This window comes from Kocuria sp. cx-455 (assembly GCF_057707085.1).
Genome location: NZ_JBYIPM010000007.1, coordinates 48909 through 65225, shown reverse-complemented (window position 1 = coordinate 65225; position 16317 = coordinate 48909). Strand labels below are relative to the sequence as shown.

Here is a 16317-nt window from a genome sequence, read left to right as displayed (position 1 = left end):
GCGGCGCCCCGCTGCGCAGTCGGCGGCCCGCCACTGGTCCGCGGGCGCCAAGCGTGGCACGGTGGTTACCAACACCGCCCGCCACCGGAAATCCGAGATGACCGCACCCAAACCCTCCCCCGCCGTGATGACCGGTCGCACAGATCCCGCGCTCACCGTTCGTCCCGTGGACTACTCCTCCTGGAAGCCGACGACGCCGCCCCCGGCCGATCCCCCACAAGGCACCGTTGCGGCGTCCGCGCCCGGTGCACCCGTGACCGGCGCCGCTAACGCACCCATGAGCGGCCCACCCAAACCGGGACCGGGCCCGCGGAAGGTGGGCGAGGCGCCCCCCGCTGCGTCACGGGCCTCGATCCCGCTGCGCCTGGATCCATTGATCGCCCACTTCGTGGCGCAATTACGCAAGGGCGTGCAGCCCACGATCTCCGCCCCGGAGAGCGCCGTCTACACCGCGGATTCCTCCGGCGCGGACACACCCTCGGAGCTGACCGTGCCCGCCTCGGGTGTCCATTCGCAGGGCGTGTGGGATGTGACCGAGGATCAACTCCGCGGGGTTGTTGCAGACCCTGAGGACACGTGGACCGCGGACCTCGGACGCACCGATTATTACGTGCGGCAGAACCTGTGTGTCCAGGTCAACCGGGCCGAACACCGCGTGGTGGGCATTTACCGCAGTGGCTGGGCCCTCGCTCGCAGACCCGACGAGACGTGGGCGGACGGCCCCGACTCCCTGGAGCGCACCGGCGCCAAACCCGGCGGCGGTGGAACGCGGTATCCGACCAACCGCCGTGAACTGCTGGCCCGGTTGAAGGCGGCAGGATTCCACGTGACCACGTCGGGCCCCACCCACGGCAAGATCACCCACCCGGAGGTTCCCGGACGCTTTATCCCCTTCTCCTCCACGCCCTCGTCCCAGCGCTACGGCAAACACGTGACCACCGCGGTGAAGCGCGTATTTGGGATCGATCTGCGGGGATAATGTGCCGGTGTCGTTAAAGGCCGCGCAGCTTATTTCGCCCTGACAAGCGGCAACACAATGCTTGGTAAATCACCCGTCAGAAAATGGCAGAGAACGTACTGAATTCCCACCCAATTCGCGGTAAATCGTCATAGTCTTAGCAGGCACGGATGCGCGGTTTCGCAGGCAATGGGCCCTTGGGGAAGGGTTGCGCGGGGCCGGTGTCCGATCCGACACATTTGGGGGAGAACATCGTGTTAAGAACACCCGCACATCACCGCCCGCGCTCGATCACGCGCCACCGTCACGGCACCGCTCCTACGGACGACGTGCTGCACGGGTGGGTCCACGCCGAGGACCGCGTGCTGTCCGTGGCGGTGCACCGACCAACAGGGCCGGAACGCAACGGCACCGTGGTCATCGCGGGATCGCCCGGCCGCGAACGCGTCACCATGTTCCGGACCATCGTTGACGTGGCTCGGACCCTCGCGGCGGACGGCTGGCGCGTGGTTCGCTTCGACTGGGCCGGAACGGGCCTGAGCCCCTGGACGACCGAGGCCGCACCGGCCGAGAACTGGGCGGACGACCTCGAAGTCGTCCGGGAATGGGCCGCGCAGGCCGGCCCCGTGCACGGGCTGGGTATGCGGCTCGGCGGCAGCATACTCGCGGCCTTCGACGAACACGGGTGGGCTTCCCGGCACGTGTGGGCGCCCGTGTCGGGAAAACTGTGGCTGCGCCATCAGGTGGCCCTGCGTCGCATGGCAGGCCCCGAGCTGCCGGCCCGGGTGACACCCGGGGTCGAGCTCATGGACCTCCAGTTAGGCCCCGAAGGTGCAAACGCCCTGAAACAGCTACCCGAACCGGAAGCGGATTCGGGCCGGGGCCTGGACATTCTCGACGCTCCGCAGCTGGAGCCCGTCCCCGTGGACGTTCACCCCCGGGTGGCCAGCGTTCCGCCGGAGGCCGCGGCCACCATTGCGGGCGCAGTGGCGGCCGTCGCTGACCGGCTTCCCGGTTCCCCTGCCCCCGGCGCGGTGTCGTTGATACCCAATCACGCCGTGAGGCTGTCCGTGGACGGAACCGTGGTTCACCTCCGGCGCACCCGGGTCGGCAGGGACCATCGCCCCGCCGTCATCACCATCCCCGACGATCTGCAACCGGCAGCGCCCGGGGTGGCGTTCGTGTCCCTGGGTTCAGAACCCATGGAGGCACCGGGTTCCCTGTGGACACGAGCCGCGATCACGGCCTCCGCGCGCGGGGCCGTGTGTCTGCTCGCCGAACGGACGGACACCGGTGAGTTGGTGCGTCCCGGACGCGCCCAGGATCCCAACCCGTACGTTCGATACACCCTCACCGAATCCCGGGAAGTGCTCGAGGAATTGGCGCGGCTCACGGACGGCCCCCTCAAGGCCGCGGGCGTGTGCCTGGGAGCGTGGGGACTCGTCGCGTGTGTCCACCAGTTGCCCAAACACGTGACGCAACGGTTGTCCCTGTACGCGGTGAACAACATCGGCTGGCAGCGGGCACCCTGGCGGTACTGGCGCCAGGGGCTTCGTAGCGGGCCCCTGGCACCGGCCATCCCCGGACAGGCACCCGCCGAGCCGAGTGGTAGTGACCCCGCCGCCACTCCGTCGCTGGAGCAGCGACTGGGCGCCGTGGCCCGCACCATCGTGCGAGGCGCGCGACGGGCGGCGTCCAATGCTCATCCCCGTGTGAGCGCGGCGGCCGCCGCGGTGGGAATCATTGACGTCCCCCATCCTCTGATGCGCCGTTTGGCGCGGATCCCCGGGCTGCGGGTGGACGTGATTTTCGGACCCGCGGATGCTCAGCACGCCGGTGTGACCGCCGGCCCGATCAGCACGAATCACACGGTGACCGTGCTTGATCCCTTGGATCATTCGTTGCACGCCACGGCATCCCGGAGGAGCATGCTGGATCATCTGCTGGCGGACTTGTAGCCCCGCGCCGTGCTGGGCCGGGCCCGCGGCACGGGTTGCACGTGCGCGTGGCGGCGGGCGGTGGGCCGGTCACCGGATCGGAACCGGCTCCACCCCCAGGGCACGCACCAAACCGCCATCGCGGGGCGGGACGGGCCCCGTGCCGCTGACGGGCAACCGCACGGTGTCACCGGGCAACAGGTGCACGTACCCGTCCTCGGCGACCAGACCCGTCGGCAGGTCCAGGGCAACGAATCGTGCCAGACCCCGGCACGTGACCTCCACGGACCATGTGCCGGTCCGATCCCGGACCCACTTGGCCGTCAACTCGGGGTCGGCGAGGTCGTCCCGGCGGGGTCCGCCGGACAGGTGTACGTCCCGGGCGAGAACCGTTCCGTCGGAAGCCACGAGCTCGGCACGCATTCCCTCGTACTCCCGGGCCCCGAATCCGTAGGCGTTGTCCAGATCGCGGAACGTGCCGTCCGCCAGGTCCCCCCGGAACACCAGTTCTCCCCGGGCCGGCACCGTGATCGCAACCTCAACGGGTTGCTGGCACCCTCCCTGAACCGTGGCCACGGTCCATCGCAGGGTCGCCGCAAGATTCTCGGGACCGTCATGCCACAGGTGAATCGACAACCCGTTGCCGCCCTCGGGCAAGAAGCACACGGTGGTGGGAGCGCACGCCCTGCGCATGCCGTACCACGCGGCCGTGGGGCGCCCGGCTGCGTCCAGCACGCCCCACCCTGCGCCGGGGGCGGTCGAGTGGGATGCAAGAACCAGTGCCCCTCGGCAGGGTGAGTCGCCCCGGCGCCATTGCGCGAGAGTTCGTTGGAACACGTGGGCCAGTGCCGCTCGCTGATAGTCCAAGCGGCCCGCGTGCGTGGCCAGGGCTGTCTCCTCCGCAGGCCTCGGTGGGATTGTCAGAGTGGCATTCGGGTCGCTGTCCCTGTCCAGGAACAACCGCTGCACGTAGCGCATGGTGGTGTCTTCGAAGCTCCAGGCGGCTCCCGGATCACGTGCCAGCCCGCCCTGCCACGCGGCGGCCCGGTCGGGGTGGTCCAGTGGGCCGTCCGTGCCGAACTGCTCCCGCACCGCGGCCGGTTCCGGGGGGACGGCGAAGGCCAGACATTCCGCGGCAAATCGAACCCCGCTGCTGCGCGCATCCTCCAAGGGGCGCCCGTAGGCCCCCACGCCGAAGTAATGACACACTCCGTCCGTCGCATCCACCGGCGAGTGGACCACCGCTGTGGTCACCGGTTCGGCAATCGTCACGGGCCTCGCCGACGACGCGCCCGCCTCGTAGGCCCGGGCGGCGGCGTCGAGATCCGCGTCGGAACACGGTGAGGACGCGACGACCACCACGTCGGCGCCGCCGGCACCGACCGCCCGTGGAATGTCCTCGACCAGAACACCGGGGGTCCACTCGGCGGCCGGGCGGCCGGCCAGCACGGGAGCCTGGATCACCTCGGTCCCTCCCGAGATCACGACCGTGGACGGGTGGGCCGCCAAGCGAGCCGCCAGCGAGCGCACTTCCTCCCTCAGCTCAGCGCGCCAGTCGGGATCATCGGGCGGATCCAGCGGCCCCAGCGCCACGTCCTGCCACACCATGAGACCGAGCTCGTCGCACAGGTCGTGGAACGTGTCCGACTCGTAGCAGCCGGTTCCGGGCAGCCTGATCATGGTGGCCCCGGCAGCCCGCAGTCGCATCAGAACCGCGCGGACGGTGGCAGGATCCGGGGCCGTGTCGGACGGGTCCGCCCCCGCCCACACCGCGCCCCGGGCGAACACGGGGACCCCGTTGACCCGCAATCCCAGCCCCGCCCGGTCGGCCCGCGGTTGCGCCGTCACGGAGCGAAAACCCACGCGGTGCGAGCTCGTGGTGTTCCCCACTGCCACGCACACCTCGTGCAGCGCCGGCGCCGCCGCTCCCCCCGCTGTCATGGCGTGGGGCCACCACAGGCGCGGATTCGGCACGGGCAGTTCCACGGTGACGACGCCGCGCCCGCGCGTGTGCGCGGCCGTCACCACGATCTCGACGCCGGCGCCCGCGCAGCTCACCCGCACGGCTTCCGCCGTTCTTCCCGCCGGGTTCACACGAAGGTCCACCAGCACCGTGCCCGCTCCGGACTCGTCGACCCGCGTGCGAACCGCGTGGGGCCGAGCCTCGATCACGGGCGCCCGGTGTCCCTCGGACACCGGCTCCGCGGACAGGCCACCCCACGGGCCCAGGACGGGACGCGCACCGGGCCAGTCGATGTGGCCGATCAGGGGTGTCCGGCGCCACCGCAGTGAGCGGTCCGACACGAGCGGCGAAAGCCATTTGGCCCGCGGTTTACGAGGGACGCTCACCGTGGACAGCGGGAGGATGCGCAGTGCCACGTCGCATTCCCCCGGTGGTAACCGCACGACGTCGTCCCAGGGCGCGAAGGCGCTGGTGGAGGTCTTGACCCGGTGGCCCGCCACCCATAGTTCGGAGACGGTGGCCACTCCCCGGGAACGTAGTCTGTGGGGCCCGCCGGACGTGGTGATCCGGGTGCGGTATTCCCACGCGGTCTCGCCGGCGGTAACCGCCAGTGCCTGCTCGACAGCCCCCTCCCCCAGGGTGTCGCGTAAGGCGCCGGTTAGTGTCCCGGGAACGCGCGCGGGGATTCCCGTGGCGCGATCGGTCGTTGCCGCCCGCTCGACCGGGACCGGCCGGCCGGTGCGCAGATCGACCGGGACGAGGGTCCAGGCGGCACCCGAGAACACGTCCCCGCAGTTGTCCTGGAACCACTGCTGCGGTTCACAGAGATATGTCACGCCCGTCACTCCTCGAGATCGAGGGCCTGGCGGGCAGTGTGGATCGCCGCCCGATACCCGGCCGCCAACGCCTCTGCGGCGTTGTCGATGCGCGGAGTGCGCCCCGAGGCCACGCGTGCGAGGTGGAATTGCAACGTCTTCGCGGCCGCTGCGGCGCCGTCGAACGAATCCGCGGCCCGGGCCAACTGTTCGGCGGACACGTCGCTGGGCCAGGCCGCGGCGCCGTCGGCGAGGTATCTGCACAGGTGAGCCGCCAGAGCGCCCGTCAGCCCGGCCTGCCGCGTGGTGGCGAAGGAGTAGAGGTGGAAGTAATCCACACCCCGCTCGGCCAGGACGGGCAGGTGTTCGCGAATGGCGGCCACCAGCCCGTCGGCGGGACCGTGCCCGTCGGGACCCGGAGCGGGAGCCCGCCGGAGATGGTCACGGGCCACGGTCAAGGTGGCATGCCAGAGGTCCTCGGGCGAGCGCCGATTCAGGGCGTTCAACCGCACCAGTTCCACGTACGGGTAGGGCACACGACCGCAGCGCATCCCCGGGCCCAACGTCTCGTCGAGGTCTTCCCCGGAGAGTGTGTGCGCGCCGTCGTTGTGCAGATACACCAGTTCCCCGGTCGACGGATCCAGCCGCAGGGGCACGATGGACGTCTTGGTGTGCTCCGTGCGGTAGGAGACGCCCGCGGTGTCAGGGAGGTAGTAGGCGTCGACTTCCACGATGAGGGCGTCACCGCGCGACATGGCCAGCTGGAGGTGCTCGCCCACCGGTCGCCAGGTGTCGTACTCGCCCACCGAGATCCCGTAGAGGACCTCCAGGTCCTCCGTGCGGGGTTTCACGAACTCCCACTGGTCGCCCAGGAAATCCGCGCTCAGAGCTGCGGCCAGCATGGGGACCGGGTTCAGCCCGAGGGCTGCGAGCAACCCGATCCACACGTCCACGTAACAGTTCGTGGGTGACCACGGCTCCGCCGGATCATGCAGGACCGAGCGGGCCACCGTGGCGGGTGTGAGGCCCTCGCAACCTTTGACGGCCAGGGTCTGCGCGCCGAACGGACCGGCCTCGCGTGCTGCCGGCGGCCCCGGCGACCGGTTCACAGCTGATGTGGTCGTCATGACAATCGCAGTTCGTCTCGCACACCGGTTGGCCAGGCCGCCGTGTTGAATCCGTGCTTGGCCGCGAGCGCCAGGGCCACGCGTTCCAGACCAAATCCGAAACAGGCGGAGTGGGCCGGTTGAGCGTCCGCGGTACGCAGGTGGAACGCTTCGCCGAAGTGGTCCTCGTGCAGATTGGCCGAGGCGATGGCCGTGGGGTGTCCCGGGTACACCTCGGTGAGGATCTCGAACTTCAGTTGGGCCTGCCGCTGCCCCGCGCTGAGCAACTTGCCCGCCCTGCCGAAGAACGGGTCGTTGGCCGTGTCCGCTTCGACCTCGAGTCCCAGCGTGCGCAGCAGGCCGAGGCCCGCTTCGAGCCACAGTGCTCGGTGTTCCACCGCTTGTTCCGGGGTGCCCAGCCGCACGGCCTCGAACATCCGGAACGTCACGAACCGCATGGGGTCCGCGCTGGGTTCGTGCCGATAGCATTCGCCCACCAGTTCGAAGACCGTGCCGTCAACCTCGGTGCCCTCCAGGTACGCGTAGAGGGGGTGGCACACCGCGGGAATCAACGAGTGCCCGGCCGGCGTCAGCGAGGACGACCAGTCGCCGTGCTCCTGATACGTGGCCAGCAGCTCGCGGTGGGCCGCGTTGTCCCCCTCGAAGGCGTTAATGGTTCCCAGAAGCTGGGGGAACGAGGCCACGTAATCGGTGCGTTCCAGCAACCGGGTCCCGTTGACGGGCGGGAACCGCAATCGGCGCGCCCCCGGCGCTTCGTCCAGGTCCGCAACAATTCTGCGGGCGGCGCCGATGATGCCCTGCACCACGTCCTCCGCCTGGGGTCCCAGACCGTTCACGCCCTCGCCGAGCGTTGGCAGGAGCCAGTCATTGGCTTCCAGTCCGGCGCGGAATTCGGTCTGCAGGTCTTCGAGTTGGTCGGTCGTTCTTGCTGTTGTCATCGGAGTCCCCTTGAGACCGTTTGGAGCTTGGCTGTGTGTTGGAGGATCCGGTCGTTGTTGACCATCATGGAGGGCCCGATGCTGTCGCGGTACAACCGGGCCAGGCTCACGGGCGACCGATTGGCGAATCCGGAAATGCCCACGATCACCATGGCGTCCCCCACGATCGTGCGCACGGCCTCCGCCGCGGAAACCTTGAGGGTGTTCATGGAGATCGCGAACGGCATGCTTTCGCACGTGCGCGGTGAATCCCACGCCGCCTGGTAGCGGGCCACCGAGGACCGCACCACGTCCGTCATGGCCTGCAGCGACACCTCCAGTTCCGCCAGCCGCAGGGCGGACGGCGGAGGGTTCTCCGGATCCTTACGGGCAGCTTTCTGCACCACGGACCGGGCCACGAGCCCGGCTTGGGTGGCCATTCCCAACCACACCGACGCCCACAGGCAGTGGGCGGCCGGCAGCATGGTCTGGGCGGAGATCGTTTCGAACGGCACCCCGAACACCGCATCGGCATCCGTGTTCGCCTCCAGCTCGAAGGCCTCGGAACACGTTCCGCGCATCCCCAGGGCGTCCCACCCCCGGGTCCTCGTGAGGTCGATGTCCGTGGCAGCCACTGCCACGAGCACCTGGTCGCTACTGACGGCACCGGCATCACGGCGAGCCGTCACGAAAATCGCGTCCCCGGCGCTTCCGTAGGAAATCACGGGGCAGCTCTTGTGCAGGTGTATCCGCCCGTCTCCCGTGTCGTTCACGGCGCACGACGACGTCCGGGTGTCACCACCGATGGCGATCTCGGTGGTCGCTGAGGCCAGCAGCAGTCCGTCACCGGCCACGCGCCGCGTCATGTCCCGCAGCAGGTCGGTGTCCGCATGGCGGGTGAGGCACAGTACCTGCGAATAATGCATGGCCAGAATCATCGCCGTGGACGTGCACTCACGACCCACGCGCTCAAGGGTCGAGCACAATTCGGTGATGGAGTACCCGAGGCCTCCCAGGGACTCCGGCACGGGCGCGCCCAGCAGCCCCTGGGCTCTGGCCTCTGCAATCGCTTGCGCGGGGAAGAGCGATTCCGAGTCAATGGTGGCCGCGTGTTTCTTCGCCACGGTCGCCAGGGCTTCGGCCCGGGCCGCACACGCCCGGGCCCGGCCCGGAAGCAGGTCCGTGGTGGATTCCACCTCGGGTCCGGACGCGATTCGCTGGGTTGTTTCAGTCATGATCGATTCCCTCCACTGCCTCTGAAATGGAACTGATGGATGTGAACGTCGCTTTGGTCAGCAGTTCCTCGGGGAACTCGATGTCGAACTCGTCCTCCAGCCCGAGCATCACGTTGACCGACGCATGGGACGTCATGCCTGCGCGGTACAGATCGACGTCCGTGCCGAGGGTGTGGGCGTCCTGGGACAGCTTGCCGTGCTCGGCCAGGACCTTGCGGACGGTGAGTTCGGTGGTGGTGGTTTCCATGGGATGGGCCCCTTTCAATCGGCGGAGTTCTGTGGTCATGGTGTCGATCGGTGCGCGCAAGGCGCCGGCCGACGGGTCTGGTGGGCAGCTCAACGCGAGCGCGACCGCCAGTGCGTAGTCCCCGTCATGAGACATGCTCACGGACCAGTCGCCCAGTCCTCTGCGGGTCGCCAGCGCTGCCGCTGAATCGGTCAGGCACAGGCGGGGCGCGCCGTCGGCCCCCGTGTGCACCGCAATGCTCGGCCACGGGACGGCGTCGGTGGCCGCCGGGGCGAGGACCTTCAACACGGCTTCCTTCGCGGCGAAGCGTGCGGCCACCGACTCCGGGGACGTGAGCTTCGAGTCCGCTGCGAGCCGCGCGAATTCCGCTGTCCCGAAGACGGCTCGGAGATAACGCGCCCCCAGCCGTGCCATGGATTCCGCCACGGGAGCGATCGACTGGATGTCGCAGCCGACGCGCGGGCCGGCGGTCTGTGCGATGGTCATGACCCCTCCCCCGACGTGATGTTCTCGAACTCGGGCCCAACAGGCTGGGCCGCAACGGAGCGCTCGATTCCCAGCCGATCGGCCCAGCGGCTCAGTGCCACGGTGGCCGCCGGTCGCCAGCATTCAAAGGTGTGCTCGCCATTGCACCCGGCGGGGCGGCCGTACATGGTGTAGGAATAGGGCGACCCCTGCGACCGGAGGGCTTGCGCCAAGTTCTCCGTGGTCTCCCGCAAGGTGGGCTCCAGGTCCCCGGCCGAACCGTTGCCCTCACCCACGAACAACTGAACCTTGGTGCGCTTCAGCGCTTCGCTCTGGCTCACCGGGTCCTGCGCGTCCCATTGCTCATCCGTTGTGCTCTGCCCGTTGCCGAAAATCGCGTCGGTCTGCCCGGTGGCCTCCTCCGACACCTGGCTGAACATGTCCCTGACCTCACCGGATGAGAGGTCCAGCAGGCCGGACAAGCTGATGGCCTCCGCAAACAGGTCCGGGCGTTGTTCGGCGTAGCGAATTGCTCCGTAACCACCCATGGAGTTCCCCAGGACAACTCGATCCTCCCGGCCGGTGCGGGTGGGAAGATGAGCGTCCACCCACGGCACCAATTGGTCGAGATGATACGTTTCCCACTGCTGCGCCCGGTCATCGGATGCCGTCCAGTCGGTGTACCACCCGTCCTTGCCGCCGCTGGGGATGACCGTGATGACGGGCAGCCCGTCGGTGATCTGCTCCGCATGACCGGCCTCGAACCATTGGCGGGCCGGGGAGGTTTCTGCCCCGCTGCCGCCCAGAAGATAGACCACTCGATAACGCGTCCCGGGATCGTAATTCTGTGGCCTGACGATGATGACGGAGTTTTGGCCGCCGGGCAGTCCCTCGGCCACCGCGTCCGTGCTCACGCCGATTTCCACGGCACGCTCGGACAAGGCCTGCGCACCCGTCACGGTGATGCCGTTCGAGGGCTTGTCGAAGTCCGTTTGGTCGAGGAAATCGGCCTGTTGCAGGGCCGCGGAGCCCGTTGCCATGGGCGATTGTGAGGGGGTAGGGCCGCCGTCCCCGGCGGCGCACCCGGTGAGCACCATGGCGATGACCAGGGAGCAGATGAGCCCGACCACGGATGTCCTTCTCACGCCGCGCATGACTGCACCTCACCGATCGGGCCGGCCGTCAGTCCCATGGACGCGTCCACGATCTGCAGCGCCGTTGACCTCGAGGAATGGGACTGCAAGGCGTGATCGAGGGTGGCCAGGTGCGTCACCATGACGTGTCTGCCTCGTCGCTGCAACCGACGCAGCCCCCGGTCGCCCCGTTCCTGAAGGAACAACAGGCCGTCCTCCGGACCGAACAGATAAGACACTTCCGCGCCGCGTGATGAATACTCCATAACGACCTCCGGCACATTGGGAAGGCTGCGTCGCCCCAGGAAAAGCCACAGGGAGTAGGGCATCAGGCGCCGGATCCGGTCTTTCAACCGGGTGCGGAAATTCGTGGCTATCGCCACATCGCCCATGGACCGCAATTGTTCGAGCACCGCGTCCACGTCCCAATTGCGGTAAAGCCTCTCGTAGTAGCTCTCGGCCGCTCGCCACGCCACGTTGTTGAGAATGACACGGCGGCGCATGGGGCTGTCCTGCGGAGCCATGGCCACGAGCCAACCCCCCGCGCACAGGCCTACACCCGTGACTTCCTCGCCGGTCCGGTGGTGCAACCAGCGCGCTCCGGAGTCGATATCGGCAATGCCCTGGCGGGTGTACGGGTTGACGTCCTTGACTTCATCCAGCCCGGCACCGTCCCCGCAATGATGGCGTTCCACACGCAATGCCGGTACCCCGCGTGCCGCGAGCCTCCGGGCCGCTATCGTCCACAGGCCCGTGGGACCGTCCTTGGGTTCCGCCGACGGCGGGGCCAGAGTCACGGCACCCAGGTCGGTTCCGTGGTTGTCCACGGGGTGGGTGTAGGAGGCAGGCAGGCGGTCCTCCCCGAGCTCGAGTAATTCTTCGATCACGTCCACACCGAATTCCGCCACATGAAGGCGGGCCGTGCACTGCGGCTGCCAGCCCCCCGCCCGGTAGTCGCGACGCGGCCCACCGCGCAACCGCCCCACCAAGCTCGCGATGGCGTCAGGGCTCGCCTTGGCGTAAATCGACGCCACTCCGTACAGTTTTTTGGCCACCCGGCGGTCCGCTTCACGAATCACGTCGACGCCCCGATCCTGATGCGTTTGCATCTTGTGCGGGTCCTTCAGCGTTCGAATGGAGGCAGCCTCGGCATCCGAGTAGTGGGCCCCACCGATCTCGAGGCCTTCCTCGCTGACCGGCGGCAGGATCAGCCCGCTCGCGCGGCGCAGCCCGCTGTACTGGCGCAGGAACACGGCGCCTGACACCGGTTCCCACAGCAAGCGTTGCTCGAACGGGACTGCCGAGGCAGCCAGGAGTGCTGCGCCGATACGCAGCCCGATCGCGTGGACCGGAGCATCATCGCCCACGATCCTGCGCGCTTCGGAATATCCCAGTGCGAGGTCGTCCTCCCAGATCGCCGCGGGATCACTGCCCTCGGGTCGGGCCCCCGATTCGGCGGTGCCGCTCCAGCTCAGTCGGATGGCCACCCAGCCGTTTTCGGCCGCGCATGCAGCGACCAACCGCATGCTGCGGTGGCTGACAACTTCCTCCCTGGCCAGTGCAGGTGCAATGACGACCGCGCCGCGGACCCGGCCGTGTGCCGGACCGTGAACCCACGCGTGAATCACGCGATCAGGCGCAGCAATAAATGTTGCTTGGCCTTCTACCCTCATAGGCTTCTCCCCACCCATTAATGGCCCGGAACACCCCAACGTGCACCGCCATCCGATCCCCACCGGATTGACCAAAGTCCTTGGCCTCGTTCCGCTCGTTTGCCCCAGCGTCACGGACCTTTCGACATTATTCCGAGGCCACCTCTCGAACCAGGAATTCAGCCGATAACGTCAGCATACCCGCACTCCCGGCCCGACCGGCCGGAATTCTGCAGGCCCAACTCTTTGTCGCACTCTCAATGTATTCACATAATGCCGCCTCACAAGTGGGATTACTTCTGGTGTCCCTATTTAGGGTGACAAATTATGAAGAACTACGCTATTGCGTCTTTCCGCGACGTGCTTATTATGTGAGCTAGCGGATGGTGACTTGGGGGTTACCACCGTGTTCTCGGGCCTTGGGCTATGGGGCCATTTTTTTGGGGGAGGTCTCTTCATGGGGCAACGCGTTTTATTCATTGGGCTCAATTACGCCCCGGAACACACGGGGATCGCTCCGTACACGTCAGGAATGGCGCACACTTTGACTGCCGCCGGGTGGGACGTGGGGGTTGTTACCGGGCTACCGCATTATCCACAGTGGCAGGTTCACGCCGGTTACGAGCGCGGCAACCGGAACCGGGACATCATCAACGGCGTACCCGTTGCGCGAGTACCCCACCCGGTTCCGAGAAACGCGGGACTCGCACGCCGGCTCGGAATGGAAATCATGTTCGGCCTGCGTGCGGCACGGGCCAGGTGGAACAACCCGGATGCAGTAGTGGTCGTGAGCCCGGCACTGTTCGCATCGGTGATTGTCCGGCTGCGCGCCAAGTACCACGGCATTCCGGTGCTTGCCTGGGTGCAGGACATCTACACGGCGGGACTGACCGAAACGGGATCCGCCGGGGGGTTTGCCACCAGGGCCATGCGCGCCGTGGAAGGTCGTTTCCTGCGCTCGTGCGAGGCCACGGTGGTCATCCATGACCGCTTTGCCCAGTACGTGCAGCGCGAGCTGGGCGTGGACCCGGCGCGCGTGCACACCGTTCGGAACTGGACCCACATCGGACCATCGACTCACGTGGACACCGCCACACTGCGTGAGCGGTTCGGTTGGCCCATGGAGGACATCGTTGTGCTGCACACCGGCAACATGGGCGCCAAGCAGGACCTGGCAAACGTGGTCGCCGCGGCCGCCCGGGCCGATCAATCGGGTGCCCCAGTGCGCTTCGTCCTGGTGGGTGGGGGACGGCAACGCCCACTGCTCGAAGAGCTGGCCGCCCACGCACCGCGCCTCGAAGTGCTGCCCAGCGTGGACGATGAAACCTACAGTGCGCTCCTGGGCGCCGCGGACGTACTGCTCGTCCATGAGCGTCCCGGGGTGACCGAGATGTGCGTACCGAGCAAGTTGACCAGCTACTTCACCGCCGGGCGCCCCGTGCTCGCGGCCGTCGAAGCGCACAGCCCGTCCGCATTCGAGGTTGCTTCGGCCGACGCGGGAATGCGGGTCCCTCCGGGGGACCCTCAAGCGCTCGTGGCCGGGGCACTCACGCTCCACGGTGAATGGGTCGAATCCGGGGGTACCCGCCACAACGGTGGCGCCCGCTACGTCCGTGAGGTCCTCAGTCGCGATGCCGCCACCAAGGCTTTCATCGCTGCGTTGAATGCGGTGCGGGCCTCAGGTCATGCACCCACGCGCACCACCACCTTTGCTACCCCCACCAACTGAACCGGGAAATATTCCAATGACTAAAAAAGCGTTGATCACCGGCATCACGGGCCAGGATGGTTCGTACTTGGCCGAGCTCCTACTCTCCAAGGGCTATGAGGTGCACGGGGTGATCCGGCGGGCTTCCACTTTCAACACCTCACGCATCGACCATTTGTACCAGGACCCCCACTCTCCGGAAGCACGCTTGTTCCTGCACTACGGAGATCTTTCGGACGGCGCCCGCCTGGTGACACTACTCGGCGAGATCGACCCGGACGAGGTGTACAACTTGGCAGCTCAGTCCCACGTCCGCGTGTCGTTCGACGAACCAGAGCACACGGGCGCCACGACGGGGCTGGGTACCGTGAGACTGCTGGAAGCCGTCCGGCGGGCGGGTGTGAAGTGCCGCTTCTACCAGGCGTCGACCTCCGAGCTCTACGGCGCCACGCCGCCTCCGCAAAATGAGAACACCCCGTTCTACCCGCGGTCCCCCTACGGTGCCGCGAAAATTTACTCGTACTGGATCACCAGGAATTACCGCGAGGCGTATGACATGTTCGCGGTCAATGGGATCCTGTTCAACCACGAATCCCCTCGCCGCGGCGAGACATTCGTGACCCGCAAAATCACGCGCGCGGTAGCCGCCATCGCCGCCGGAAAACAAGAGTTTCTCTACATGGGCAACCTTGATGCCGTGCGTGACTGGGGCTACGCGGCCGAGTACGTCGAGGGCATGTGGCGCATGCTTCAGGTCGACGAACCCGAGGATTTCGTCCTGGCCACCGGACGTGCCACGTCGGTGCGCGAGTTCCTGGAAACGGCGTTCGAGCATGCGGGTCTCACCTGGCAGGATCACGTTCGGTTCGATGAGCGGTACCTGCGACCCACGGAGGTGGACGCCTTGATCGGCGACCCCTCCAAAGCGGAGGAGAAGCTCGGTTGGAAGGCCCGGGTCCACGCACCCGAGCTGGCCCGCATCATGGTGGATGCAGACCGTGAAGCCCTGGAGTGCGTGGGCACCTCCTGGATCGACACGGTCAGGGAAAGCGTCTGGGCCCCGGAGACCGCCGCATGAGCGCCGATCAAATAACCGCAACTCTACGGAGCGCCGCGGACGGCCTCGGACCGCGCACCATCAGCGATCCTGCGGATGCGCGTACCCACGATGATGTGACCTACACCCCCGGCGAACTGGATCGATCCGCCCCGTTCTACGTGGCCGGCCACCGCGGGTTGGTGGGCTCGGCCGTCTGGCGGCACCTGGAGAACCAGGGCTTCGACCGTCTCATCGGGGCGACCTCATCCGAGGTGGACCTGAGGGATCGTGCCGCGGTGGAACGATTCATGTCCGAGCACCGGCCCCGGTACGTTGTGCTGGCCGCGGCCCGGGTCGGTGGGATCGCGGCCAACAATTCCCGCCCGGTCGATTTCCTGTCCGACAACCTCCGCATCCAGGTCAATGTCCTGGATGCGGCACTTGCCGCGGGCGTCGAACGGGTGCTGTTTCTGGGCTCATCATGCATTTATCCCAAACTTGCGGAGCAACCGCTGCGGGAGGACTCCCTGCTGACCGGGTATCTGGAACCGACCAATGATGCGTACGCGATTGCCAAGATCGCGGGCATCATGCAGGTCCAGGCCGTGCGGCGGCAATACGGTCTGCCCTGGATCTCGGCCATGCCCACCAATCTCTACGGGCCGGGGGACAATTTCTCTCCCGAGGGCTCACACGTCCTGCCCGCGATGATCCGCCGTTACGATCACGCGGTGCAAGCCGGTGCCACGTCCATCACCAATTGGGGTTCGGGCTCACCGAAGCGCGAATTCCTGCACGTGGCCGATCTCGCCACGGCCTGCTTGCACCTGCTGGAGCACTACGACGGGCCGCAGCAGGTCAACGTTGGTACCGGTGAGGACGTCACGATCCGGGAACTCGCGGATCAAGTCGCGCAGGCCACCGGCTACGAAGGCGACACGCACTGGGACACCAGTAAGCCCGACGGCACACCGCGCAAACTGATGGATGTCTCGCTGCTGCACGCACAGGGCTGGTCTCCCACCGTGGATCTGACCACCGGCCTCCGGGACACCGTGGCCTGGTACCGGGCCCACCGGGGGCAGGCCCGGGGCCTGTGACCTCACGGCCCGGGCCGACGG

Annotated in this window: 12 protein-coding genes; 5 read left to right on the top strand and 7 right to left on the bottom strand. The window is 67.6% G+C overall.

Annotated features, from left to right (window positions below; genetic code table 11):
* Positions 1 to 61 precede the first annotated feature (61 nt).
* On the top strand, positions 62 to 979 hold the full coding sequence (locus AC3ENJ_RS11270; RefSeq protein ID WP_431814119.1) for a hypothetical protein: 918 nt from the start codon (positions 62 to 64) through the stop codon (positions 977 to 979).
* 233 nt (positions 980 to 1212) lie between these two features.
* Positions 1213 to 2916 (top strand): alpha/beta hydrolase family protein, encoded by a 1704-nt coding sequence (locus AC3ENJ_RS11265; RefSeq protein WP_431814118.1) that lies wholly within the window; start codon positions 1213 to 1215, stop codon positions 2914 to 2916.
* Between the two features lie 69 nt (positions 2917 to 2985).
* On the opposite strand, the gene AC3ENJ_RS11260 is transcribed toward AC3ENJ_RS11265, so the two are convergent.
* From AC3ENJ_RS11260 to AC3ENJ_RS11230, 7 genes are read right to left on the bottom strand one after another with little or no spacing between them, the layout of a single operon-like run.
* Positions 2986 to 5694 carry a glycoside hydrolase family 2 protein gene (locus AC3ENJ_RS11260; protein ID WP_431814117.1) on the bottom strand — a complete coding sequence of 903 codons (2709 nt, stop codon included), beginning with the start codon at positions 5692 to 5694 and terminating at the stop codon, positions 2986 to 2988.
* Between the two features lie 5 nt (positions 5695 to 5699).
* Positions 5700 to 6800 (bottom strand): DUF1839 family protein, encoded by a 1101-nt coding sequence (locus tag AC3ENJ_RS11255; RefSeq protein WP_190808041.1) that lies wholly within the window; start codon positions 6798 to 6800, stop codon positions 5700 to 5702.
* Entirely contained in the window at positions 6797 to 7738 is a 942-nt protein-coding gene (locus AC3ENJ_RS11250; RefSeq protein ID WP_431814116.1) for a class-II aminoacyl-tRNA synthetase family protein, read from the bottom strand. The genes AC3ENJ_RS11255 and AC3ENJ_RS11250 overlap by 4 nt, the downstream gene beginning before the upstream one ends.
* Entirely contained in the window at positions 7735 to 8952 is a 1218-nt protein-coding gene (locus AC3ENJ_RS11245) for an acyl-CoA dehydrogenase family protein (RefSeq protein ID WP_431814115.1), read from the bottom strand. The genes AC3ENJ_RS11250 and AC3ENJ_RS11245 overlap by 4 nt, the downstream gene beginning before the upstream one ends.
* Positions 8945 to 9685 carry an acyl carrier protein gene (locus tag AC3ENJ_RS11240; protein ID WP_223841404.1) on the bottom strand — a complete coding sequence of 247 codons (741 nt, stop codon included), beginning with the start codon at positions 9683 to 9685 and terminating at the stop codon, positions 8945 to 8947. Before AC3ENJ_RS11240 ends, AC3ENJ_RS11245 begins: the two co-directional genes overlap by 8 nt.
* Complete coding sequence (locus AC3ENJ_RS11235) at positions 9682 to 10818, bottom strand: alpha/beta hydrolase (RefSeq protein ID WP_190808044.1); 1137 nt, start codon at positions 10816 to 10818, stop codon at positions 9682 to 9684. Before AC3ENJ_RS11235 ends, AC3ENJ_RS11240 begins: the two co-directional genes overlap by 4 nt.
* The gene (locus AC3ENJ_RS11230; RefSeq protein ID WP_431814114.1) at positions 10806 to 12470 is read right to left on the bottom strand and encodes an alpha/beta hydrolase family protein; all 1665 of its coding nucleotides are present in this window, start codon (positions 12468 to 12470) and stop codon (positions 10806 to 10808) included. The genes AC3ENJ_RS11235 and AC3ENJ_RS11230 overlap by 13 nt, the downstream gene beginning before the upstream one ends.
* Before the next feature lie 436 nt (positions 12471 to 12906).
* Here AC3ENJ_RS11230 and AC3ENJ_RS11225 point away from each other — a divergent pair, with 436 nt between their 5' ends.
* From AC3ENJ_RS11225 to AC3ENJ_RS11215, 3 genes are read left to right on the top strand one after another with little or no spacing between them, the layout of a single operon-like run.
* Positions 12907 to 14178 carry a glycosyltransferase family 4 protein gene (locus AC3ENJ_RS11225; protein ID WP_431814113.1) on the top strand — a complete coding sequence of 424 codons (1272 nt, stop codon included), beginning with the start codon at positions 12907 to 12909 and terminating at the stop codon, positions 14176 to 14178.
* A 16-nt stretch (positions 14179 to 14194) separates the two neighbouring features.
* A complete protein-coding gene (gmd, locus tag AC3ENJ_RS11220) occupies positions 14195 to 15235 on the top strand; it encodes a GDP-mannose 4,6-dehydratase (protein WP_190782040.1) in 1041 nt (346 codons plus the stop codon).
* On the top strand, positions 15232 to 16296 hold the full coding sequence (locus AC3ENJ_RS11215) for a GDP-L-fucose synthase family protein (RefSeq protein WP_431814112.1): 1065 nt from the start codon (positions 15232 to 15234) through the stop codon (positions 16294 to 16296). The genes gmd and AC3ENJ_RS11215 overlap by 4 nt, the downstream gene beginning before the upstream one ends.
* The last annotated feature ends 21 nt before the right edge of the window (positions 16297 to 16317 follow it).